29 protein-coding genes are annotated in these 22,939 nt (G+C 58.9%); 8 read left to right on the top strand and 21 right to left on the bottom strand.

Features of this window, described 5'->3' with window-relative positions; all coding sequences use genetic code 11:
* Positions 1–133: 133 nt before the first annotated feature.
* The 5 genes from PGH32_RS01645 to PGH32_RS01625 all read left to right on the top strand — a co-directional run bounded on the left by PGH32_RS01645 (position 134) and on the right by PGH32_RS01625 (position 3,437).
* The gene (locus PGH32_RS01645) at positions 134–391 is read left to right on the top strand and encodes an acyl carrier protein (RefSeq protein WP_314418334.1); all 258 of its coding nucleotides are present in this window, start codon (positions 134–136) and stop codon (positions 389–391) included.
* A gap of 21 nt (positions 392–412) precedes the next feature.
* Positions 413–835, top strand: coding sequence for a hypothetical protein (locus PGH32_RS01640; protein ID WP_337893014.1), 423 nt, complete (start codon positions 413–415; stop codon positions 833–835).
* A gap of 17 nt (positions 836–852) precedes the next feature.
* Positions 853–1,746, top strand: a complete 894-nt coding sequence (locus PGH32_RS01635; RefSeq protein ID WP_337893013.1) for an alpha/beta hydrolase — start codon at positions 853–855, stop codon at positions 1,744–1,746.
* A 112-nt stretch (positions 1,747–1,858) separates the two neighbouring features.
* Positions 1,859–1,960 (top strand): YoaK family small membrane protein, encoded by a 102-nt coding sequence (locus tag PGH32_RS01630; RefSeq protein WP_314418338.1) that lies wholly within the window; start codon positions 1,859–1,861, stop codon positions 1,958–1,960.
* 460 nt (positions 1,961–2,420) lie between these two features.
* Positions 2,421–3,437, top strand: coding sequence for a sensor domain-containing diguanylate cyclase (locus PGH32_RS01625; protein ID WP_314418340.1), 1,017 nt, complete (start codon positions 2,421–2,423; stop codon positions 3,435–3,437).
* Positions 3,438–3,504: 67 nt separating this feature from the next.
* Here PGH32_RS01625 and lafU read toward each other — a convergent pair whose 3' ends face one another.
* From lafU to PGH32_RS01520, 21 genes are all read right to left on the bottom strand, one after another.
* The gene (lafU, locus tag PGH32_RS01620) at positions 3,505–4,398 is read right to left on the bottom strand and encodes a putative lateral flagellar export/assembly protein LafU (protein WP_314418341.1); all 894 of its coding nucleotides are present in this window, start codon (positions 4,396–4,398) and stop codon (positions 3,505–3,507) included.
* Positions 4,395–5,261, bottom strand: a complete 867-nt coding sequence (motA, locus tag PGH32_RS01615) for a flagellar motor stator protein MotA (RefSeq protein ID WP_314418343.1) — start codon at positions 5,259–5,261, stop codon at positions 4,395–4,397. The genes lafU and motA overlap by 4 nt, the downstream gene beginning before the upstream one ends.
* Before the next feature lie 10 nt (positions 5,262–5,271).
* Entirely contained in the window at positions 5,272–5,967 is a 696-nt protein-coding gene (locus PGH32_RS01610) for a FliA/WhiG family RNA polymerase sigma factor (RefSeq protein WP_337893012.1), read from the bottom strand.
* A 9-nt stretch (positions 5,968–5,976) separates the two neighbouring features.
* A complete protein-coding gene (locus PGH32_RS01605) occupies positions 5,977–6,450 on the bottom strand; it encodes a flagellar basal body-associated FliL family protein (protein ID WP_337893011.1) in 474 nt (157 codons plus the stop codon).
* Between the two features lie 2 nt (positions 6,451–6,452).
* Positions 6,453–7,616 carry a flagellar hook-length control protein FliK gene (locus PGH32_RS01600; protein ID WP_337893010.1) on the bottom strand — a complete coding sequence of 388 codons (1,164 nt, stop codon included), beginning with the start codon at positions 7,614–7,616 and terminating at the stop codon, positions 6,453–6,455.
* Positions 7,616–7,921: a hypothetical protein gene (locus tag PGH32_RS01595; RefSeq protein WP_337893009.1), complete on the bottom strand. Its 306-nt coding sequence runs from the start codon at positions 7,919–7,921 to the stop codon at positions 7,616–7,618. The genes PGH32_RS01600 and PGH32_RS01595 overlap by 1 nt, the downstream gene beginning before the upstream one ends.
* Entirely contained in the window at positions 7,918–8,301 is a 384-nt protein-coding gene (gene fliS / locus PGH32_RS01590) for a flagellar export chaperone FliS (protein ID WP_314418352.1), read from the bottom strand. The genes PGH32_RS01595 and fliS overlap by 4 nt, the downstream gene beginning before the upstream one ends.
* A gap of 17 nt (positions 8,302–8,318) precedes the next feature.
* Positions 8,319–9,635, bottom strand: a complete 1,317-nt coding sequence (gene fliD, locus PGH32_RS01585; protein WP_337893008.1) for a flagellar filament capping protein FliD — start codon at positions 9,633–9,635, stop codon at positions 8,319–8,321.
* A 225-nt stretch (positions 9,636–9,860) separates the two neighbouring features.
* Positions 9,861–10,715: a flagellin N-terminal helical domain-containing protein gene (locus PGH32_RS01580; protein WP_314418357.1), complete on the bottom strand. Its 855-nt coding sequence runs from the start codon at positions 10,713–10,715 to the stop codon at positions 9,861–9,863.
* Positions 10,716–10,897: 182 nt separating this feature from the next.
* Complete coding sequence (locus tag PGH32_RS01575) at positions 10,898–11,938, bottom strand: hypothetical protein (RefSeq protein ID WP_337893007.1); 1,041 nt, start codon at positions 11,936–11,938, stop codon at positions 10,898–10,900.
* Between the two features lie 2 nt (positions 11,939–11,940).
* Positions 11,941–12,849, bottom strand: a complete 909-nt coding sequence (gene flgL / locus PGH32_RS01570; RefSeq protein ID WP_337893006.1) for a flagellar hook-associated protein FlgL — start codon at positions 12,847–12,849, stop codon at positions 11,941–11,943.
* A gap of 17 nt (positions 12,850–12,866) precedes the next feature.
* Positions 12,867–14,237, bottom strand: coding sequence for a flagellar hook-associated protein FlgK (gene flgK / locus PGH32_RS01565; protein WP_337893005.1), 1,371 nt, complete (start codon positions 14,235–14,237; stop codon positions 12,867–12,869).
* The gene (locus tag PGH32_RS01560; RefSeq protein ID WP_314418364.1) at positions 14,234–14,545 is read right to left on the bottom strand and encodes a rod-binding protein; all 312 of its coding nucleotides are present in this window, start codon (positions 14,543–14,545) and stop codon (positions 14,234–14,236) included. The genes flgK and PGH32_RS01560 overlap by 4 nt, the downstream gene beginning before the upstream one ends.
* Entirely contained in the window at positions 14,545–15,648 is a 1,104-nt protein-coding gene (locus tag PGH32_RS01555) for a flagellar basal body P-ring protein FlgI (protein WP_314418366.1), read from the bottom strand. Before PGH32_RS01555 ends, PGH32_RS01560 begins: the two co-directional genes overlap by 1 nt.
* Before the next feature lie 10 nt (positions 15,649–15,658).
* A complete protein-coding gene (gene flgH, locus PGH32_RS01550) occupies positions 15,659–16,324 on the bottom strand; it encodes a flagellar basal body L-ring protein FlgH (RefSeq protein WP_314418368.1) in 666 nt (221 codons plus the stop codon).
* A 76-nt stretch (positions 16,325–16,400) separates the two neighbouring features.
* The gene (gene flgG / locus PGH32_RS01545) at positions 16,401–17,186 is read right to left on the bottom strand and encodes a flagellar basal-body rod protein FlgG (RefSeq protein ID WP_314418370.1); all 786 of its coding nucleotides are present in this window, start codon (positions 17,184–17,186) and stop codon (positions 16,401–16,403) included.
* Between the two features lie 20 nt (positions 17,187–17,206).
* On the bottom strand, positions 17,207–17,938 hold the full coding sequence (locus PGH32_RS01540; RefSeq protein ID WP_314418373.1) for a flagellar basal body rod protein FlgF: 732 nt from the start codon (positions 17,936–17,938) through the stop codon (positions 17,207–17,209).
* 2 nt (positions 17,939–17,940) lie between these two features.
* Positions 17,941–19,134 carry a flagellar hook protein FlgE gene (gene flgE, locus PGH32_RS01535; protein WP_337893004.1) on the bottom strand — a complete coding sequence of 398 codons (1,194 nt, stop codon included), beginning with the start codon at positions 19,132–19,134 and terminating at the stop codon, positions 17,941–17,943.
* Between the two features lie 11 nt (positions 19,135–19,145).
* Positions 19,146–19,820, bottom strand: coding sequence for a flagellar hook assembly protein FlgD (gene flgD, locus PGH32_RS01530; protein WP_337893003.1), 675 nt, complete (start codon positions 19,818–19,820; stop codon positions 19,146–19,148).
* Positions 19,820–20,245: a flagellar basal body rod protein FlgC gene (gene flgC, locus PGH32_RS01525; protein ID WP_337893002.1), complete on the bottom strand. Its 426-nt coding sequence runs from the start codon at positions 20,243–20,245 to the stop codon at positions 19,820–19,822. The genes flgD and flgC overlap by 1 nt, the downstream gene beginning before the upstream one ends.
* A 2-nt stretch (positions 20,246–20,247) precedes the next feature.
* The gene (locus tag PGH32_RS01520) at positions 20,248–20,598 is read right to left on the bottom strand and encodes a flagellar basal body protein (protein WP_314418378.1); all 351 of its coding nucleotides are present in this window, start codon (positions 20,596–20,598) and stop codon (positions 20,248–20,250) included.
* Positions 20,599–20,684: 86 nt separating this feature from the next.
* Between PGH32_RS01520 and flgA the strand changes: the two genes are divergently transcribed.
* From flgA to flgN, 3 genes are all read left to right on the top strand, one after another.
* The gene (gene flgA, locus PGH32_RS01515) at positions 20,685–21,440 is read left to right on the top strand and encodes a flagellar basal body P-ring formation chaperone FlgA (RefSeq protein WP_337893001.1); all 756 of its coding nucleotides are present in this window, start codon (positions 20,685–20,687) and stop codon (positions 21,438–21,440) included.
* A 186-nt stretch (positions 21,441–21,626) separates the two neighbouring features.
* A complete protein-coding gene (flgM, locus tag PGH32_RS01510; RefSeq protein ID WP_314418381.1) occupies positions 21,627–21,851 on the top strand; it encodes a flagellar biosynthesis anti-sigma factor FlgM in 225 nt (74 codons plus the stop codon).
* Positions 21,848–22,279 (top strand): flagellar export chaperone FlgN, encoded by a 432-nt coding sequence (gene flgN / locus PGH32_RS01505; protein WP_314418382.1) that lies wholly within the window; start codon positions 21,848–21,850, stop codon positions 22,277–22,279. The genes flgM and flgN overlap by 4 nt, the downstream gene beginning before the upstream one ends.
* The last annotated feature ends 660 nt before the right edge of the window (positions 22,280–22,939 follow it).

The following is a 22,939-nucleotide window of genomic DNA, read 5'->3' as shown; positions in this document are numbered from 1 at the left end:
GTTACCGTCACGCCTGTATGGCGCTCGTCGCCAAACGGTGTGGCCCCGGTATCCAGCCTCAGGGGCAAGCCGGAGCGATAATACCGTTCTGCCCCGGAGGCATTATTTCTAGTCTGGTATTGAGGAAAATACGATGGATAAACATGAACTGAATGAAAAAGTTAAGCAGATTCTGGCAGAGGAATTTGAGCTGGAACAGGAAGAACTGCTGCCCGAAGCGAGCCTGTATGAGGATCTTGGGCTGGACAGCCTGGATGCGGTCGATATGGTCGTGGCGTTTGAAAAAGGCTTTGGTATCCATATCGGCAAAAATACCGAACTGGTGAGCATCAAAACGCTGGGTGAGCTTCAGGCGTTCATCTTTAAAACCGTGATGGCCCAGGCCATCTGATGACGATTAAAAGGAACACGGATGACCTTTCCACTACCGGCGCACACCCTGATCCCCCATCGTGGGGGAATGTGCTGTATCGACAACGTTCTCAGCGTGCAGGGCCAGCAGGTGCTGGCCTCTGTAAAACTGCACGATCGGCATCTGCTACTCAGCGAAGACGGCACGCTCGATCGCTGCGGTTTCATCGAGCTGGCGGCACAGGCAGCCTGCGCCCTCAAGGGAATAGAGGCTGTGGCGGGCAGCGGTTCCGCGACCGCCCTGCTGGCATCGGTGAATAACTTCCAGGTTTCAGGCGATGCAAGGATCGGGGAAACGCTGCTCATCAGCGTCGCCATCACCACGGAGCTTGCCGGCCTCAGCCTGCTGGAATTCAGCGTTGCCTGCGGGCCGCGTTTACTGGCCAGCGGACAGCTTAAAGTCTTTTATCAGGCGGATAATTAACGGAGTATCACTGCACAATGACCACTGCTATTTTTCACCGGGGAAGCCGTATCGCCGTGCTGTTAATTCACGGTCTGACCGGTACGCCAAAAGAGATGGACTCCGTCGGCATGCGTTTGCACCGCTACGGATTTACCGTTTCCATCCCCGTTCTCCCGGGCCACTGCTCGGATATGAAGGCACTGCTGCAGTCTGACAGGCGGGACTGGCTGCGGGCGATTGCCGCGGAATATCAGCGGCTGGCCCGCGAGGGCTATCAGGTTTTCGCCGGTGGCCTGTCGGCGGGCGCATCCATGGGGATCATTCTCGCCCATCACTTTCCGGAAATACGCGGGCTGGCCCTCTATGCGATAACGCTAAAATGCAACGGCTGGGCGGTTTCCCGGTTTTCATTTATGCTGCCGCTGCTGCTGAAGATTCCGCTGTTTCGCAATCGCTACCACTTCCAGGAAGCGCCGCCCTACGGCATTAAAAACGCGCAGCTGCGGGAGCGCATCGAGATGAAATTACAAAGCGGCGACAGTTCAGCGGCCGGCCACACCAATACGCCCGGGATCATGCTGCGCGAAGTGCTGCGGCTGGCCGGCGAGGCGAAACAGGTGATGCCCACCACCCGGGTTCCGGCGCTGCTGATCCACGCACGTGAGGATGACGTGACGGATATCTCCAATTCACGCTACGTTGAGCGCCATTACGGCGGTAAAACCGCCTTTATCCAGCTGGAAGAAAGTTATCATCTGGTCACTATCGATCAGGAACGCCAGCAGGTCGCCGAGGCCACCGCGCGCTTTTTTTATCACCAGCTGGATGACGGTGAGCGCCGCGCGCTGACGGCGTCCGCCCGCAAAAAAATTCCGGGCGTTGAAGGCCAGGACGAACCGGGGGGGCTGAGGAAAAAGTCGCCGGCGTGAGCGGATTCCACGATCGTTCAGCGTCGCGTCTGTGCTATCATCGCCGCCAACATGCCGATTCTCGCCAGCCGAAAGCGGCACCTTCTTTTACCGCCCCGTAAGGTATGCAGCCGTGAATAAAAGAGCGATAGCCCCTACCCTGATTTTTATTGCCGCAATGGCGTTTCTGGTATGGTTTATCGCTTCCGGCGCGGCGATGCCCGGTAGCCAGTAGCGTCCGCAACCAAACTGATTGGACCAGTATTGAATGGCACAAATCTGATAACGCGGTTAATTTCCCTGTATTATCCGCGTTGATACCTGTACGTATTGATCATTGCGTGTATAAATTGCATAATTTTTTTCAGTTGTGATTATGCAATTCTGATTACGTTTACGCTTTTTTACCCAATACCATCATTGCGCTCTGGGACTCTCACTGACGGCTCCCGGCGCTGAGGCGTATCAACGGCAGATTATCCTGCGGGCGGGCGGCCAGCGTTTACAGGCTGTTATTATTACGTTCGTCATCATTTGCTGTCTTATAACAAAACTGACTGAATTTAGTGAAATTAATAACGCGAGATGCCTCCGTTTATTCCCGTATATAGCGAGAAGGCAGCCCGTTAGCTATTTGTAAATTTAGCCTCTGTTTTCAGGGGCGAGGCGTGACCTCATTACCAGGAAAAAGATCTATGTCCGAAAACTTGATTGAACGTATTTCAACGGCGCTGGGCTCTGAAAAAACGCTGGAAGGTTTTGTACGCCAGCTGCTGGAAATGCTTGAACTGGTTACCGATATGGAATCCACCTACCTGACGCATATTGATGATGCGGAAGGATTTCAGCATATCCTGTACGCCCGCAACACGCAGAAAATGCAGATCCCCGAGGGGCTGTCGGTGCCGTGGCAGGACACACTGTGCCGGCGCGCGATGGAAGACGGCCGCAGCTTCACCAACGATGTGCCCGGCGTCTGGCCCGATTCCGACGCGGCTAAAGCGCTCGGGATAACCACCTACCTCAGTACCCCAGTCATGCTGGGCGACGGAATGTTGTACGGTACGCTGTGTGCCGCCAGCGCCCAGAGCCACCCGCTTTCCGGGCGTGCGGAACAGATAATCAATCTGTTTGCCGAACTGATCGGCCAGTATATTCGCAAAGAACAGCTGCTGCAGGAGCTGCGTGAGGCCAACGATGCGCTGACCGCCGTCAGCCTGACCGACGAACTGACCGGGCTGCCCAACCGCCGCTCGGTCTTCAACTATCTGCCTAAGCTGTTTGCCGCAGCGGCAATAGAGGATCGTTCGGTAATGGTCGCCTTTGTCGATCTCGACGGGTTCAAAGCGATTAACGACAGCTACGGCCACGAGAGCGGCGACCGCTTCCTGCAGTCAATTGCGCAGCGGCTGCGCCAGTTCGCCGGCCCGGAAGATATTATCGGTCGCCTGGGCGGGGATGAATTTATCATTGCCAGCCTGGGACCGCAGCTTGATGTCGTCAGCGACGATCGGGTCCAGACGTTCAAAGCGCAGCTGGCGGAGACGTTAACCGGCAGGTATGAACTGCGGGGCAATCTGATTGATTATGGCGGGGCCAGTCTTGGCGTCATTGCCGCGGATCCCAGGGTCTGCGCGCCGGACCTCGCGGTCCACGATGCGGACAGCAGCATGTATCAGGATAAAATACGCCGCAGGCAGCGACTGCACTAAAGAAAAAGCCGGCGGCAGAACGCCGCCGGGTGAGCCAACCGTTCACCGGCTCAAGGCACTGACAGAATTACTGCAGACGCTCGACGATCGGTTTCACCACTTTGGTGCCGTTGCGTCCGTAAAATTGATACAGCGTTTCCGATGCGGCCTGGGTCAGCACCATAATTTCAATGCGGCGATTGCGTGCCGACAGCGGATGGTCCGGGTCCAGCAGCATACGATCGGCCATCGCATTCACCTGCAGCACCCGCTTTGCCTCCAGCCCGCCCTTCTCCAGCACCGTTCTGGCCGCCAGCGCGCGGTCACCGGACAGGTTCCAGTTGTTATATCTGGCGCTGTCACGATAGTGGGCCGCATCGGTGTGGCCGTTAATCAGTACCCTGTTATCAATGCGGTTAAATACCGGGGCCAGCTCGCTCAACAGGCGGGTAAAGAAGGGCGTCATCTTCGCGCTGCCGCGTTCGAACATCACCCGATCGTCATCGTCCTGCAGCAGGATGCGCAGGCCCTGCGGGACTTTTTCCAGCGACAGGTTTCCCTGCGCGTTTAATTCCGTCGTGATCCGCGCAATCGCCTCGCTCAGTTCATTCAGCTCGCGGTCCGAACGCGACAGGACGTTTTCCAGCGGCTCCGGCTGCGGTTTTTCCTGCATCTCGGGTTCACTGTCGGCATCGGCTTCCGTCGGCTGCTGGGTGACGATCGGCGCAGGACCGACCACGGCCGCCGGATCGCCGATCGGGCTGAACACCGTGCCGTCAAATATGGAGGTGCCGTTCAGGTTAGCCACAATTTCCTGGCGCTCCTCCTTCGACACCGCGCCGACAATCCACAGCACCATAAACAGCGCCATCATCGCCAGCGTAAAGTCAGCAAAGGCCACCTTCCAGGCACCGGTATGCACGCCGTGGTGGGCCTTTTTACCGCCGCGCTTAATGATGGTGGTATGCGTTCCCTTCTTCATTCTTCGCTCTCGGTCATCGCATTCACCCAGCCGTCCAGTGTGGCAAAGGTCGGTTTACTTTCCAGCGACAGCAGCTTGCGCCCGGCGTCGACCGCCAGCAGGGTGGGTTTTCCCGCCACGTGGTTTACCAGCACGGTACGAATGCAGAAGAAAATCGTCATCCGCTTACGCATGCACTGCTCCATCGCATTGGCCAGCGGATCCATCAGGCAGTAACAGAAAAATACGCCGAGGAACGTACCGACCAGCGCGGCCGCCACCTTAAGGCCAATCAGTGCGATAGATCCGTCAATTGACTGCATGGTGATGATGATCCCCAGTACCGCCGCACAGATACCGAATCCCGGCATGGCTTCCGCCGTTCTCTGCAGCGAGCGTGATGGCACCAGCATCTCCTCCTCCAGCGCTTCAATTTCCGCTTCCAGCAGCCCTTCCATTTCATGTTCGTTAATTTTGCCCATGGCCATCAGGCGAAAGTTATCGGAAATAAAGGTAATGAAATCCCGGTTTTTTAGAATCAGCGGGTACTTCTGAAACAGCGTGCTGTTTTCCGGTACGTCAATATGCTCATCCAGCGCCTTGAGGCCGCCGTCCTGCACCAGCTCCAGCAGCTCATACATCAGCATCAGCAGCTGACGCTGAAATTCCGCATTCTGCTCATCTTTACCCACCGCCGATTTAATCTGTCCCCACATCGCTTTTAATACGTGTTTGGGATTGGCAATCACCATTGCCCCCGCTCCGGCCCCGAGAATAATAATCAGCTCTCCCGGCTGCCAGAAAGAAGCAATGCGGCCGCCGGACATCATATAACCGCCCACCACGCAGCCCAGCACCACAATTAATCCAATAAGTTTCTGCATTTTCTTTCCGTTAAAAAAAGGCTTTAATTTTTTCGCTAATCTTTTTATTCAGCTGACAAACCCGCGCTTCGGTTAAATCAAGCACCGCCGCGATCTCTTTCAGGCTGATCCCCTGCTGGTAATAAAGATTGAGAATAATGCGCTCGCGCTCATCAAGGCTGTTGATTGCCCGCGCCAGCGTCCGCTCGGTATGGATTTCCTCTTCCAGCTCGCGACCGGCAAAGCCGCTGGTCTGGCCGCCGCCCTCCGCGGAGAGGATCTCATCCAGACTTTCCAGCGCGCAGGCAGAATCTGACTGCTGATGCGCCAGCCACGCCTCGTGACTGAGACCGAGCTGCTGGCAGATCTCCTCATCCGTCGGTTCACGCCCCAGGGTGCGGGTGATCTCACGAATGCCGTCATTGATTTTGTGCGTCTTCTGCCGCAGCGTTCGCGGCCGCCAGTCGTGCAGGCGGAACTGGTCCAGTACCGCACCGCGCACGCGCTGCATGGCATACCCCGCGAACTGCTCGTCGGGCTGGCCATAGCGCCGCAGCGACTCCAGCAGGCCCATCAGCGCAATCTGTTCAATATCATCCCGATCCATCATGCCGTTGGCCTGCGGCAACAGCTGACGGACAACCTTTTTCACCAGGGGTAGCCACTGCTGCATAACGCGGCTCTCTTCGACGGGTGACAGCGCCGTAACTTCAGTAAAAGTGCTCATGGCGCAGCATCACTGGAAGACCATTTTGGAAATGGTCACATCGTCAAAGGGAATGGTGACGCTGATGTTGTGGAAGGCTGACTGATAGCGTTCCATCATCAGGGCGCGCAGCTCCATCACCGACATGCCGCGCACTTCGCTGTAGTCCATCGAGGTAAGTACATCCACCGCAATGCCCTTGATTTTCGGCAGCAGGTTTTCCGCTCTCTGCGACTGCGTATCGTCGTGGGTGGTCAGCGCCAGGTCCAGCAGCAGATAGCGCTCTTTCACGCTGTTGCTTTTCAGCGTGATCACCAGATTCTTGATTTCAACAAACTGCAGATGCTTCTTTGCTTCAGCCGTTTGCGAAGTGAAGAGCGCGCTTTTTTCGCCGTCTTCACCGGTACTTTCCAGATACTGCGTTCCGCCTGTCACCAGCACTGCGGCGATCGCTGCCGCCACCAGCATCAGAATAAAATTCAGTATTAACGTCTTGATATTCATATTTAAACCATTGTCAGTATTGTGCCGTCGGTGCCGCGCTGCTGCGGGGTCACCTCTTCGTTATTATTTGCAATCGCCGAGTCCGGCCGATCGCGGTGTCGATGTTGCTGGCGGCTGTCACCGCTCTGGGTCGACACCTGAACGTTCACCTGAACGTTGTTCTGCTCACTGAGGCTGGCGCGCATTTCATGGCTGACCTGCTGCAGTAAACGGGTGACTTCAGGCTGGGCGGCCTGAATCTGAACCTGAAGTTTTCCCGACTCAAAATGAATCGAAATATCCATCTTCCCCAGATTTGGGGGATCGAGGCGTATCGTGGCTTTCTGAACGCGCCGGTCGATCTGCATCTCCAGCCGTTCGGACAGCGCTTTTCGTAACGCTTCGGCCTGCTGCTCCGGGGCTACGGGTAAGGTAATGGTCGGCAGCTTTCCGCTGCCCGCCTCGCTTTTAAGCAGCGCATTGACCAGCGCCGGGGCCGGATGCAGCAGGGTGATGTCCGCCGCTGACGGTTCCCGATCGGCGCGCAGCATCTGCTTTACCGACTGGCTGACCAGCAGCGCATCGCCCGGCGTGACCAGCTTTTTCGGTACGTTCTGCAGGGCGACCTCTGCCGGAAAGCCCGGCTCACTTCCCTCCGACACGACGGATGAAGGCGCAACGGCGGGCTGCACGATGGCGGGCTGCATTGCGGAATGCCCGCGCAGCGCCGCCGCCGGCAGCGGCAACGATCCTTCCCGGGCCGGGCCAGGCGGTGCCACGTGGCGTACCGGCTGGCCGGTGAGCGGGCTGCCCGCTACAGGCAGGCGATATTGCATCCCGTCGCCGCTCCCGGCCTGCCCGGCTGCCGCCAGTGTCCCGGTGCCGGGCTGTGGCGAAGCGGCGAAGGGTATCGCGGGCTGAAGCTGTTCCGCCGGGGGGGCAGGCGATGCCGCCAGCAGCAGCGCAAGCAGCTGTTGAGGGTCGCTTTCCTCCAGCACAGCGTCGCGGTCATCCGCAGCAGGCGTTTCCGCCTGGCCTTCCGGCGGCGGCAGCGGCATCCCCACCGGCGGCAGAATGCCCGCCAGCGGCACGCCAGGCATCGGGGATGCGGCGGCGGGTGGCGGCGTGATGCCGGTGAGCGGCGTGCCGATCGGCGGCATACCCGCAGCGGCAGAGATCGTCGGCATTATTGATTCTCCTCGTTGCTTTCCGAAAACAACGCATAGGCCTGCAGCCGCTCGCGATTTTGCTGAAACTGCTGGATCTTCATCTGCAGCAGGTCATGCTGTTCACGGCAGGCTTTCGCCGCGCGTTGGTGGCTGCGCTGCAGCCGGGTCAGATCGTCGCGCAGCGCATCCTGCAATCCCTGTTCATGAATCGCCTGCAGCAGCTGGCTGATGCGCGCATCAATGCGGCGGATCTCATCCCAGCTTTCCCTGTCGGCCGCCTGCTCCAGCGCCTGGCCCAGTTGAAGAATGCGCCGGTCCATCACGCCCCCATTCCTTCCCAGCCTTCCTGAATCGTGCGCAGAATGGTTTCCACTTCCGCGATCTGCTCCACCGAAAGATGATGGCTGGCGTCGTAGAGGCGATAAACGCAGTAGTCATAAAGCCCGGCAAGGCGCAGGGCCAGCTCGCCGCCACGCTCATAGTCCAGAGCGCTGGTCAGCGCGTTGAGAATATCGATGCACTTGTTGATACTTTCCGCCTTGCGCTCGAAGCGACGGGCCTGAATATGGCCCCTGGCGCGCGTCAGCTCGTCCAGCAGACCGCTGAACAGCATCACTACAAGCTGATGCGGTGTGGCGGCGGCCGTGCGGATCGCCAGATCCGCATCCTGATAGCGGGTAAAGTCGTTAGAATTTCCGTACATAACTGTCTGTCAAACTCCTAGAAAAATTGCCCCATCGTCTGGTTCATTTGCGCGATGATGGTTTTCATATTGGTGAATTCCTTCACGTAGCGGTTGAAGGTGGTTTCGTAACGCGTCTGGATCTGCGCATCCTTGCGGCTCAGCTGTTCGCTTTTACGATCCAGACTTTCCTGGCGCTGCTTCAGCGTGCCTTTGGTGCCGCTGAGGAAGGTATCCAGCGCCTCTTTTTCCATCCGCTTCAGCAGCCCGCTGCTGCCGTCGAACATGGCGTTAAACGCATCCGGTTTCTCTTTCAGCGCCTCTTCAAACTGCTTACCGTCCAGCTTGAGCTGGCCCGCCTTGTCCGGGGTGATGCCAAAATCGGCCAGCTTCGCGCCGTTGAATTCGGTGCGCAGCAGCGAGTTGAGTTTGCTTTCCAGCGCGGTAATGCCGGAATCGCCCGCCAGCGCGCCACGGGCCACCGTGCCGTCGCTGTTGCCGCTTTTGGTCAGCTCGTCCAGCTGCTTGCGCAGCTTGTTGTAGGCATCAACGAAGGTGTTCGCCTGCTCGCGGGTGCCGGATGCATCGTTATCGACGTTGATAACCAGCGGCGCATCCTCGGCGGTTTTTCGGATCACCGTCAGCTCGACCCCGGGAATAGTGTCCTTGAAAGTGTTGGTGCTGCTGGTAAAGGTCATCGCGCCATCACCCATAACGATCACCGCGTCTTTCGCCGTGGAAATCTGGGTAGCCTGCGTGGTCAGCTGACCGTGCAGCGCGGCATCGTCGGCGGTCAGGGTGACGGCATAGTCCGCACCGGTCTTATCGCTGCCGATCATCAGAATGTTCTGGCCGTTCTGTTTCACCAGCGAAGCCGTGGCTCCCCCGCTGCCGCTGTCGGCATTGATTTTGTCGCGCAGCGCCGCGAGGCTGTCGACGGAGGACATATCAATGTCGATCTCTTTCTCGCCCACGCTGATTTTCAGATTGCCGCTGGCCGCCGCGATATCGGCGTCGGTCAGGCTTTCAAACGCTTTCTGATCGGCGCTGGCCGTCTCTTTCACGCTGATGTTGTACAACCCTTTCTTCGCGCTGCTGCTGGCGCTGAGCGAGATGTACCCTTCCTGGCTGGCGGTGGCGCTGTTTTTCACCATGCCGCCGCTGCTGCCGCTGACGGCAAGCCCTTTCAGCGCGGACTGAAAATCCGTCAGCGCGGTTTTTAACGTGCTCAGCGCTTTCTGCTGGGCCGACACCCGGTTCTGCTGGTTTTTCAGCTGCGACTGCTGCGCGCTGATGCTGGCCATCGCCAGCTGCTGGGAGATGGTTTGTGGATCAAAATTGTCTAGCCAACTCATTGTTGCCTCCCACCGTCAGCGCTCTGACTGACGTCAATGGATTCGTGATCGTTATGCCCGTACGCAGTTAATAGCAAACCGCGTGCCAACTTTAAAAGTCGTTATTTATCAGTAAATTAGATATTTACAGGAAAGGGTGTTTCCGCCGGATGCGGTAGCCGCCTTCCGCTGGCGGAAACAAAAACACCGCTACGTGAGCGGTGTTTTTCTCGGTCAGGAGGGGGCTTAGCCCAGCATGCCCAGAACCATCTGGCTCATGCCGTTAGCCTGCTTCAGCATCGCCTGGCTTGACTGAGTCAGCATCTGGTTACGCGTCATGCTGGTGGCTTCGGTCGCGAAGTCCGCATCACGGATGATGCCCAGGTTGACGTTGGTGTTGTCCTGCATGTTAGCCAGGTTCGCACCGGTGTGGCCCAGACGGTTGATGTTGGCACCCAGAGAAGAACGCATTGAACCCACTTCTTTGATCGCAGAGTTCAGTTCATCAATCGCCGTGTTACCGCCGGTTGCCGAGCTCAGGTCAGAAGAGAGCAGCGTTTTCAGCGAGTCGGTCACTTTGGTCATGTCCGCGCCGAAATCCACTTTCAGCGTTTCATCAGTGCTGGCACCGATCTGGAACTGCAGCTCTTTGGTCAGCTTGCCGGACACGTTACCGCTGACGGAAGACAGCAGCTTCTCGGTACCGTAAGAGGTGTTGCTCATGATGTTTTCCAGCTCTGAGTTCAGCTCGCCAAACTCAGAGGTGATCGCCGCGCGGTCGTCATCGCTGTTGGTGTCATCCGCAGCCTGAGTCGCCAGATCCTTCATGCGATACAGGATGTTGTTCACTTCATCAAACGCACCTTCTGCGGTCTGCATCATGGCGGTGGCTTTGGCGATGTTCTGCTTGGCTACGCCCATACCGTTGGACTGCGCCTGCAGACGGGTGGCGATTTGCAGGCCCGCAGCGTCATCCGCCGCCGAGTTAATGCGCTTACCGGTACCGAGACGCTGCATGGCAACGTTCAGGCTGCCGGTCGCTTTGTTCATCGCGTTGGTTGAGCTCATTGAGGCGGAGTTAGTGAAAATAGATAGTGCCATGATTTATTTCTCCTTGAGGAATCACCGTGATTCCGTTTCCAGTACCAGAGATAAGCGGCAGACCGGTGGCGATAATTAAGTGCGGGTGAGAAAAAAAATGAAAAAAAACGACAGGATTTAATTATTTGATTAAATACAGCTGGTTATAATAAAAACGGGGCCAAAATGGCCCCATAATACTCTTATGCTGCCGCCAGCACGTTGCGCACCCGCGCCCCCTGCACGTTGGCCTGCCCCGCCAGCGCCTGCGAGACGCCGCTGAAATCCGCCCCGCCCAGCTGACCCGACAGATCCCGGGCCGCCTGCAGCGCCGACGCGCTGCCGTTAAACGTCGCCATACTGTCAATCCGCTGCTGAACCCGGCCTCGGGTGATCTGCAGCGTGCGCCGCTGCCGGGTCACGGTTTCCAGCGACTGCTCCAGGCTTCCCAACAGCGCACTGCCGGTGCCGGGCGCGCGGACCAGCTGCTGCAGCGTGTCTTCCAGCCCGCTTTCCACCTGCGGCTTCAGCGGGTAAAACTGCCCCTGCGGATAGCGCTCACCGCTGCCCTGCACGCTGAGATGCTGGCTGACCTCGGGCCAGCGCTGCTCGCCCACCGCAAAATTCAGCTGACTGCCGCTGAGCTGGCCGTGGATCCCCCACTTCCCCAGCGCCTGATTCAGCCGCAGCAGATTTTGCTGCGGCGAACTGCCGTCCAGCTCCGCGGCACTGATTTCCCGCTGGCGGCCCGCCAGCGAAAAGGTCAACACCTCGGGGCGTTCGTCATGCAGCAATGCGGCACCGTCCTGCAGACTGAAACTGACCGTTGGCGGATTTTGCAGACTCAGCCGCAGCTGGCGATCGACGGTGCCGCCGGACAGGGGTTCACGCTTTGCCAGCAGCTGTTGCAGCGTTTCCGCCTGCTTCACCACCTCCCCGGCCGGCGCGCGTCGGGTAATCAGATGATTGAGCTGAAGCACCTGCTTTTCGGTTTCCAGCAGGAAGCCATCCGCCTGCTGCACGGCGGTGATCTGCTGATTTAGCTGAACGTTGTAGCGCAGCGGTTCGGAAGAGATCAGCGGACGATCGGGATACGCCGTCCCCCGCTGGGCAACCTGCGCCTCCACGGCAACGGCTTTGACCGCCGCCGGTGAACGGGCGGCGATGTCCGCTTTGCCTGCGGGAGGGCTGAGCGGTGCCGGAACGGAGGCTCCGGCGCGATGATTAACCTGAATCATGGGCATCTTTAAATCAGTGAGAACAGCGAGAGCTGTTGGATTTTCGTATAGCTTTTCTGGGCACCGACCGTCGCCTGATACAGGCCGGCCAGTTCAACACTTGCCTCGGCCATATTCAGCGCCGTCAGGCTGCGGATCACCGTATCGGTAACAATGTTGTTATCGTCATGGATATCTTTCAGCAGGGTCAGGCTGTTCTGCCGCCCGCCCAGCTCGGTGTAAAGTGCGCCAACGCTGGCGTGGGAACCTTCCACCGCGTTGAATGCCGCCTGCATATCGCTGTAATAGTCGGCCGGATCCTGCGTGCTGTCCTGCATTTTATTGACCAGCGTCTGCAGGGTGTTCAGCGTGGACAGATCGCTGCCAAAGGCCGATGCCAGCGCCGTCGTGACCTTCACTTCCTGCCCGCTGGACACCAGCGTACTCGCCGTATCGTCGTTACCGCGGTAGGACCACGTCTGGCTCCCCTCATCAAACACCACCGGCTGCTGGCCGGTTTTGGTTCCGGCGTAAAGATAGCGACCATCTTCATCGCGGGTATTCACCAGGTTAATCGTTGTCTCCAGCATCGAGGCCAGTTCTTTACCGTAGCCGCTAATCTCCTCCGCCGACAGCGTGCCACCCATCGCTTCCTGTAGTTTGTCCTTCATCACCAGCAGCTGCTGCTCACAGCCTTTAATACTGCTTTCCTGCGCCGCCAGATTGCCCGACAGGCGCTGAATGTTGGTCTGATACTGACCGATAGCCGACTGCTCGCGGCGCAGCTTCGCCAGCTGGGCGCTGGCAATCGGGTCATCAGACGGTTTCAGGATCCGCGACTGGGTGGTGATTTTATTCTGTACGTTAAACAGCCCGACGTTATTGCGGTTAAAATGCAGCAGCATGCTGTTGGAAAAACTCTGACTACTGATACGCATCAGTCACATCCTTATTATTAAAACAGGGCCAGCAGGTCACTGAAAATTCGGTCGCCGGTTGAGATGACCTTCATATTTGACTGATAGGCCTTGGTATAAACGATCAGATTGATCGCTTCCTCATCCTCGGAGACGCTGCTGTAATTGCTGCGATCGTTTTCCGCCTGCGTTAACAGGGTGGACGCCGCCTCCAGCGCCGCCTGATTATCCCGGCTCTGCGTGGCAATGGTGCCAATCAGCGTGGCGCTGGCGTTCGACAGCGTGGTCTCCCCCATGCCGGGAATATCCAGGGTGCGGTTGCCGATTTCGATCAGCTTTTTCAGGTTATCGTTGTTGCCGTCCGCATCCGGCAGGCTGGAAAAGGCCAGCTCGTCCCAGCGGATATCGGTCAGCTGTAGCATGCCGCCGGGGCTGGCCGCATCAAAGGTGAACAGCGGCTTGCCGGGCTGACCATTGCGATCGAAACCCGCCGTCAGCTGGCTGTTGAACGCCTCGGCCAGCGACTGCGCCATCCCCTGCACCGAGGTTTCCATCTCGTTCAGCGTGTCGGTTTCATAGTGATGCAGGCCGCCCAGCGCGCCGCCGCAGGCCATCTCCACCGGGAATGAGGTGTTGGAAAACGCCAGCGACAGCGAGCTGGCGCTGCCGTTCTGTTTCATCTCCAGTTTGCCTGCGGTGCTGCCGCTGACCAGCGGCTGTCCACCGTTCAGCGCCACCGTATAGCTGCCGTCGCTGGTTTCATTGATGCGCACATCAACAAAGCCGCTCAGCTGTTTCACCAGTTCATCGCGCTGGTCGCGCAAAATGCTGGTGTCACCGCCCTGCGCTTCCGACTCGGTGATTTTTTTGTTGTAGTCGGCGATGTTGCTGCTCAGCGTATTAATATTGCCAATACTGCTCTGCTGCTGGCTGCGAATATCGCCGTGCTGCTTGTTGATAAATTCCTGCAGCTTGTTAAATCGTGTGGCCAGCTGCTGCGCGTTAGACAGCACGTCCTGGCGCATCGCCTGGCTTTCCGGGCGCTCGGTGGCCCCGCTCAGGGCACCAAACAGATGATCGAGGCCATCTCCCAGCCCCGAGGATTCCGATCCCATCAGGGTTTCCAGCTGGCTCATATAGTTCTGTGACGTGGCGTAAAAGTTGCCGCCGCTGTTTGCCCGCCACACCTGGCCGGTGAGAAACCGATCGGCCATACGGCGGATGCTGGTCACTTCCACGCCGCTGCCGCTGTCAAAGCGCGACTGGCCCATCGGGCCGATGGCCATCTGCTCAACCCGCTGACGGGTATAGCCCGGCGTGGCGAGGTTGGCGGTATTAAGCGCGGAAATATTGAGCTGGGTTTGCGCGGCGCGCATCCCGCTGTAGCCAATATTAAAGAGAGAATTCATCGTGACTCCTTGCTGATGTTGTCTGAAAGCTGCTGGATAAGCAGCCCGGCAATACCCGTGGTTCGCTGGCTGGCCAGCTCCTGCGCCAGCGCATCGTCATAGAAATCGCGCAGGGTGCGGGCCTCCCGGCTGCTGAACAGGCCGTTATCCCCGGCAAGCGCGTCCACGCTTTTGCGCATTTCCTGCAGCATCTGGCGCAGAAACATCGCTTCAAATTCTCCGGCCGCCTCTTCCAGGTTTTTGGGCTTCACCCGCGCGGTAAAATCCCCCGCCCCCGGCGGCAGCGGCGTGCTGATTGCATTAACCATCAGATCACCACCAGTTCGGCGTCCAGCGCCCCGGCTTCATGCAGCGCCTGCAGAATGGCGATGGTGTCATCCGGCGATGCCCCCAGGCTGTTAATGGTGTTAACAATACTGCGCAGGCTGGTGCCCGCCGGCACCATCACCATCTGCCCCCTGTCGCGGCTGACGCCGATATCGCTTTCCGGCGTTACCGCCGTTCTGCCGCCGCTGAGCGCGCCGGGCTGGCTGACGTTTTTTGACTCGCTGATGGTCACGGTCAGCGAGCCGTGCGATACCGCCGCGGCACGCACCACAATGCCTTCCCCCATCACGACCGTGCCGGTACGGGCGTTGAACACCACGCGGGCAGGCTGTTTACCGGCGTCGATCTGCACCTCCTCCAGCATTGACATAAAGGCCACGCGCGCGCTGGCTTCTTTCGGCGCACTGACCGACACGTTGGTGGCGCTTTTTGCCTGAGCCGTACCGCTGCCGAAGCGCTGATTGAGGGCAACGGCAATATTATTGGCGGTTTTGAAACTCGGACGTTTCAGGTTGAGGTAAACCTCGCTGTTCTCAACGAAATCGCTGGGGATTTCACGCTCGACGGTCGCGCCGTTCGGCACGGTGCCGACGGTTGGCGTATTGATGGTGATGCTGGAGCCGCTGTCGCCGCTGGCTTTCACCCCGCCCACCACCACGTTGCCCTGCGCCAGCGCGTAGACCTCACCGTCCGCACCGCGCAGCTGGGTCAGCAGCAGCGTGCCGCCGCGCAGGCTTTTCGCATCGCCCATCGAGGACACGGTGACGTTAATCGTCTGGCCACGGGCGTACATCGGCGGCAGCGTGGCGCTGAGCGCCACGGCGGCCACGTTCTTCACCTTGGGGTCAATTTTCGCCGGCATCTGCACGCCAAACTGGCGCAGCATGTTGGTCACCGACTGGTTGGTGAACTTCACCTGGTTGCGATCGCCGGTGCCGTCCAGCCCCACCACCAGGCTGTAGCCCACCAGCTGGTTACCGCGAATGCCCTGCACATCGACCAGCTGATTCAGCGGCTGCGCCTGGACCTGCGCTATCGCGCCAGAGAGGGCGACGATCAGCAGCGGAAATAAATAACGAAACATAATCAATACCTTAAATCGGGAACAGCGGATGGTTAAAGAAGCGCGTCAGCCATCCCGCCGAGTTGGCGTCGCTCAGCGCACCGCGGCCGGCATAGGAGATACGCGCGTTGGCAATACGCTGCGAAGAAACGGTGTTATCGCGGCTGATGTCTTCGGAACGCACCAGCCCGGAAACGCGCATATATTCGTCCCCCTGGTTGAGGGTCAGCCATTTTTCACCCCGCACCACCAGCACGCCGTTGGGCAGCACCTGATGGACCGCCACGGTGATCGATCCCCGCAGCATGTTTTGCTGGGCCGAGGTGGCATTGCCGTTGAAGTTACGATTGCCGGAGATCGAACCGCTCAGCTTGTCCAGCGTTTTACCGGCCACCGAGGGCGCGCCCAGTTCGACATCGTTCTTTTTGCCGAAGTTAGTCTTCGCCTGTTTACTCGACTGGGTGGATTCATCCAGCAGCAGGGTCAGAATGTCGCCCACGCGATAGGCGCGGCGATCCTGAGTCAGCGACCAGTTGTAGCTGCTCTGATACAGCCCGCCGCCGCGCACGGCGGCAGCGGGCTGGCTGAAATCTGACGGTGGCGCAAACGCGGCGTCATCTTTCTGCACCAGATAGGGCGAACTTTCACAGCCGCTCAGCAGCACGATAGTGGCCAGCAGCAGCAGATTTTTGTTCATGTGATTTCCTGTCAATGCGGATCTTATTCTGCTTATGCCGGGCGGAAAGTGCCTTTCCACGCCGGTTGATTACGGGTTACACCTGCTGATTCAGAAACTTCAGCATGTCGTCAGCGGCGGAAACCATTTTTGCGTTCATCTCATAGGCGCGCTGGACGGTGATCATATCGACCATCTCTTCCACCACCTGCACGTTGGAACCTTCCAGTGCGCCCTGCTCCAGCTCGCCAAACGCCTCTTCGCCCGGTACGCCTTCAAAGGCCTCACCGCTGGCGGTGGTCTCGCGGTAGAGGTTGCCGCCCGTTGCTTCCAGCCCGGCCGGATTGATAAAGTTCACCAGGGTTATCTGCCCCAGCTCGGCAGGCTCGCTTTCGCCCCCCACCTGCGCCGTGACCGTGCCGTCTTTAGCAATGCCGATGCTTTTGGTGCCCTGAGGCAGTTCGATGCCCGGCACCAGCGGCAGCCCCTGGGCATTCGTCAGCACGCCGTCGGCGCTGATGCGCAGGTTCCCGGCGCGGGTGTAGGCAATATCGCCGTCCGCCGTTTCCACCTGGAAAAACCCCTGGCCGGTGATCGCCACGTCCAGCTCTTTTGACGTCACCTGAACGGAGCCGGTGGTAAACGATTTCTCGGTGCCGAGGATCTTCACCCCGCTGCCGAACTGGATACCGCCGGGGGTGGTGTTGTTCTGGTCCAGCGCCACGCCCGGCGCGCGCTGGGTCTGATAGAACAGATCTTCAAAGACCACGCGGTCGCGCTTGAAGCCGGTGGTGTTGACGTTGGCGAGGTTGTTGGAGATAGCGCCCATCTTGGCGTCCTGCGCCGCTAGCCCGGTTTTACTGACCCATAATGCGGGATTCATAACGGTGTTCCTTCCTGTGATTAGCTGCCGCGGATCAGTCGGTTGCCCGCCTGCGCCAGGGTTTCAGCCGCTTTCATCATTTTGATTTGTGCTTCGAACTGGCGGCTGAGCGATACCGTCGCCACCATTTCGTTAATCGCCGAGACGTTGCTGGTTTCCAGATGCTCTCCGGCCACCTGCACGCTTTCACTGCGTGGCTCCGTCCGCCGGGTGCTGACCAGCAGGCCGTCATCGTTCTTGCGCAGGCGGCTGGCGGGGACATCCACCAGCTTGATGCGGTCCACGTCCATCGCCGCTTCCAGATCGCCGTTCTCCGGGATCACCGAGATCGTCCCGTCGTTGCCAATCGCCACTTCGGAAAACGGCGGCAGCTGGATCGGACCGGCTTCGCCCATCAGCGGCCTGCCGTTAACCGACAGGTTGCCCATCTCATCGATGTCGATATGGCCGTTGCGGGTGTAAACCTCCCTGCGCCCTTCCCGAAGTGCGATCAGGCCATCGCCACGGATGCCGATATCCAGCTCGCGCCCGGTCTCTTTCAGCGCACCGTTGGCCATATTGATGCCGCCGTTGGCGCTGTTCACCTGATAGCGACTGTTGTAGCCATAACCCGCTACCTGCTGGCTGTTGGCCCGCTCCAGATCGGCACGGAAACCTTCGGTATTGGCGTTGGCCAGATTATTAGCGTGGATCATCTGCTGATTCAGGCTGCGATTAGCACCGCTGACCGCGGTATAAATAAGGCGATCCATAATTACAGCGCCTGGAACAGGGCGTTCATCATCTGATCGTTGGTCGAGATGACTTTGGTGTTCGCCTGATAGTTACGCTGCGCCGACATCAGCCCCACCAGCTCGGCGGTCAGATCGACGTTGGAAGACTCCAGCGCGGCAGATTTGATGGTGCCGTACATGCCTGATTTTGGCGTCCCCAGCAGCGGCGCGCCGGATCCGTTAGTCTGCTGCCAGGTGGTGCCGTCAGTCGCCTGCAGGCCGTCCGGGTTAGTAAAGTTCGCCAGCACCATCTGCCCCTGTAATAAACGCTGACCGTTGCTGAAGGTGGCATACACCATGCCGTCGTCATCGATCTGCTGGCCGGTCTTCTCACCCGATTTATAGCCGTCGGCTTTGTTTTTGCTCACCGAGAAGTCAGAACCGTACTGGCTGCTGCCGCTGTAGTTGATGTTGATATTCAGATCGTCAGCGCCGGTAGCCGGGGCGGTGACATTGACCGGGCCGGTCGGGCTGGTCAGCAGACCGTTGGTATCAAACTCCAGCGGGGAAGAGGTGGCACTGGCTTTGTCACCGTCCACCACGTAGTAAGCGGTCCACGCGTTCTCATCGTTTTTCACGAAATACTGCGTCAGGGTGTGTTCGCGGCCCAGTGAGTCGTAGACCTGCGAGGTGTAGCTGTTATTGAAAGTGTCGTTGTTATCCGGGTCGAAGCCCGGCGCGGCCGGTTTCGCTTCAGTGCGGGCGTCCAGATTGGCGACAAAATCCAGCGTCGAGGAGCTTTTCGCCGGCAGGCCGCTGGCGTTGATTTGCAGATCGCCAATCGTACCGCTCTGCAGTTTGCCTTCGCCGTTCACCGGATAGCCCTGCAGCTTGCTGCCCATGTTGTTGACCAGATAGCCGTCGTTATCGGTGCCGAAATACCCGGCGCGGGTGTAGCTGGTGCTGCCGTTGGTGTCGCGGACCACAAAGAAGCCGTTGCCGTTAATCGCCAGATCGAGGTTACGTCCGGTGCCGGAAATGCCGCCGCCGGTGGAAATGCTCTGCGACAGACTGCTGACCCCGACGCCCAGCGGGGCGCTTCCGGCATACAGCGCGGAGAACTCGGCGCGCATCGACTTATAGCCGGTGGTGCCGCTGTTGGCGATGTTGTTGCTGATGGCGTTCATCTGCTGGGTGATGGCGTTCAGCCCGGAGGTGGCAATATTAAAACTCATAACTAAAATCCTTACGCGTTGGCAGTCGCGGACTGGCCGCCAAACTGACTGATATTAAAGAAGGGTATTTCGCCCAGGCCGGGAATATTGAGCAGCGCCGAGCCGTCCGGCCCGATACGCACGCTGTTGACGGTACCGGCGATCTCGATCGGCGTTTTGCTGCCGCCCTCGTCGGTAACCACCGACAGGGTGTATTCGCCTTTCTCCAGGCCCAGCGCCTCGGGATCGACGGTAAAGTCCACCAGCCCTTTTTCCTGTTTGCCCAGCTCCAGCGTGGTTTCATTCCCGGCGGCGTCTTTGATATGTACGGTGACATTGGCCGACGGGTGGTCCAGCGTCAGACGGCCGTTAACGGCCTGGCCGTCCAGACTGATCTTGTTGGAACGCACCATCACCGTCTGACCGGCCAGATTGCCGATAGCCAGCACCTGCAGGTTGTCGACCAGCGTGGCGGCGGTCTGCATCATGCCGGTCATATCCTGCATCGACTGCACCTGGGTCATCTGCGCCAGCTGGCCAACGTATTCCGTTCCGTCGGTGGGGTTCAGCGGATCCTGATTCTGGATCTGCGCCACCAGCAGCTTCATAAACATATTGTTCAGATCGTTGCCGCCGTTACCCGCCGGCGCCCGTGATGCATTGATGTCATCGCTGTTGTAACCGCTCTCTACGTTGCGCACGCTCATCAGGCTTCTCCCAGTCTCAGCAGGCTTTGCTGCATGCTTTTCACGCTGTTTAATACCTCAACGTTGGTTTCAAAATTGCGTGATGCCGACATCATGTCGGCCATCTCTTCGACCGTATTGATATCGGGGTAGAACACCTGGCCCTCGGCATTCGCCAGGGGATTGCCGGGTTCATAGCGACGGATAGCCGAACCAGTTTCCACCACGTCCAGCACCTGGACCCGGGCGCCCGCCATCGCCGCGTTATCCATCAGATGACTGCGCTGATAGATCGCGGCAAATACCGGACGGCGGGCCTTATAGGTCGTTTCCTCACTGGCCGCCGGTGACTCCGCGTTGGCCAGGTTACTGGCGATGGTGTTGAGGCGAACCGTCTGCGCCGTCATCGCCGAGCCTGAAACGCGATAAATGTCGTTAAATGACATGGTTATTTCCCTTCAATGGCCTGCTTGAGGCCAATTAGTTTCGAATTCAGAAACTGCAGACTGGTCTGGTAATCCAGCTGGTTTTTCGCGAATTCGGCCTGCTCCACGTCGAGTGCAACGGTGTTGCCATCCGTAGAGGGTTGATAAGGCACGCGATATTTCACCGAAGGAGAAGAACTTAACGAACTTTTGTTCTGATAACGTTGCATCTCAGCGGCAAAATCAATATCTTTAGCCTGAAAGTTTGGGGTGTCGACATTAGCCAGGTTGGCCGACAACAGCTCTGCTCGGGAAAGTCGAAGCTGTAGTGCGGCAGGATGTACGCTCAATGCCTTGTCAAAACTTATTCCCACGTTAAAACCTCAGTTAAACAATGATTCACACGCTTATTAGCAATAGCCGTGCCAACTTTTTAATTGATTGATTTTACGAGGTTTACATGAACAATCCGCTGACAAAGGGGAAGGCATCTTTCCTCTGCCTGGCGCTGTTGGGAATCCCCTTCTTTTCCGCTGCCGCCCCCGAACCGCAAACCGCCCGCAAGCAGATTTATAACCAGGCCGTGGCCAGCGCAGATGCGGATATCAAACGCGTCGCCGCCCTGAAGAAATGGCAGGGCTTCCAAACCAAAATCAACGTCTTCATCCCGACCGAAGCCAGCCGCTTTGCGCGCTGCTCCAGGCCGCTAAGCGTGGCAATGCCGGTCAGCGACCGCCCTGACCTGTCCCGGCTGCGCTACGATATTCGCTGTGAAGGGGCCAGCGGCTGGGAAATCAACGTCACGGTGAAACCCGACATCTATCTGCCGATTCTGGTGGCGAAGCACACGCTGGAACGCGGCAGACTGCTGGCGGCCAGCGACGTCGAGATAAAAAAGAAGAACATCACCGGACTGCGCGACGGCATCATCGTCAACCCGGATGACGCCATCGGCCTGACGGTGAAAAAGCGCATTCGCGATATGCAGCCCATCTCTCCTTCCCTGCTGGATCAGCCGGTGATGGTGGAGCGCGGCCAGCGCGTGGTGATGCTGGCGGAACAGGATGGCGTACAGGCGAAGATGATCGGCGAGGCGATGAAAAAAGGCCGCAGGGGCGACGTGATTAAAGTTAAAAACCTCACCAGCCAGCGTACCGTCAGCGCGGTGGTCGACGGGCCGGGCGTGGTGCATATGCTGCTGGCCCCGTCACAGTAACGCGCCGGGCGGAAGCGACACTTCCGCTCAGACACGGCCGGGCAGCGCGCAGGCGGAAATTATTTCGTCCCCGATTTAAGTTTTCTGCCGGCGGGTCGCTATTGGAAAACAGACGATATTGAAACGAATTTGGGTTGTTAACCAGCGATGAAAATTACTTCTAATCTCTTAGTTCCAGGCAGCGCCATGCAAAACACCATTAAAAGCCCGGCCGCAGAGAGTGCCAAAACCCCTGCGGCGGCGTCTTCGGCCCCCTCCGCGCCGATCAGCCAGGCCCAGCAGGCCTTACGCGACATGCCGGAGGTGGACAGCCAGCGCGTGGCGGAGCTGAAAGCGGCCATCGGCAAGGGCGAACTGGATACTGACCCGGCCTCACTGGCCAAAACGATGATGGACTACTACCGCCGATGAGCAATGCCACCGAGCGCGTAAAGGCGCTGCTTCACGATCTGCAGCAGGATACGCAGAATTACCAGCGGTTGCGTGTGCTGCTGGAACAACAGCGCCAGGCGTTGCTGACCTGCAGCGCCGCGCGCAGCGAGGAGATTGGCGATACGCTGATGGCCATTTATCCGCTGCTGCAGGCCAGTTCACGCCGCCGGGCGACGACGCTGGCCGGCTTCGCGCTGCCCGCCGATGGCCAGGGCCTGCAGGCACTATTTTCACGCCTGCCTGCCGCACTCCGCCAGCGGGCGGGCGAATGGTGGCAACAGCTTGAGCAGCAGGCGCGGCTTTGTCAGCAGCTCAACCAGCGCAACGGTTTGCTGCTCAGCAGTCAGCAGGAGATGCTGGGCGCGCTGCTGCATGACGATCCGCAGGATTACCTTTACTCTCGCTAAATTCGGGGGGAGCGCTGATTGCTGATTGCTGATTGCTGATTGCTGATTGCTGATTGCTGGCATCATGGTGTACCGGGGTCGCCGTGGGCGGCTGGCTGGCGTCCTCGCGTCGCTGCGCGATACCTTCGGCTCCGGCTGCGGGCCTTGCGGATCGGCCCGGAGCGGGCGTCCTGCCCGCGCCAGGCCTGAGCCCAGCATCCATGCTGGTCTCTCCGGTCCCGCCGCCTCCACCTCAGCGCTGTGGATTGCCCACCAGCCGCCCACGCCGATCCCCTTGATACATTGTGCTCGCTTTTTTTCCCGTCCGTATTTCGCATATCACCTAAAAGTTACACAGCAGGCTGGCTGTGCCCCCGAGCGGGCAATCCACAGCGCTGAACGGAGAGAGGAAGCCAGGATTCGGCCGCATGGACGCGGCCGAAAGGCACAGCCGCGCAGGACGCGCGTCTGTGACGATCCGACAGGCTGAGGAACGCAGTGAGGGCACCGCAAAGTGGCGCGAGGACCGCCCGGACGGGGGCACAACCAGCCAGCGTCGGCCACTGATTCGGCAATCAACCCGAAATAGACGCGCGTCTGTGACGGTCCGACAGGCTGAGGAACGCAGTGAGGGCACCGCAAAGCGGCGCGAGGACCGCCCGGGCGGGGGCACAACCAGCC

Origin of the sequence: Erwinia sp. SLM-02, assembly GCF_037450285.1 — a bacterium.
Taxonomy (GTDB): Bacteria; Pseudomonadota; Gammaproteobacteria; order Enterobacterales; family Enterobacteriaceae; genus Erwinia.
The sequence above is the reverse complement of the archived record's forward strand: the minus strand, read 5'-3'. Positions and strand labels throughout refer to the sequence as shown.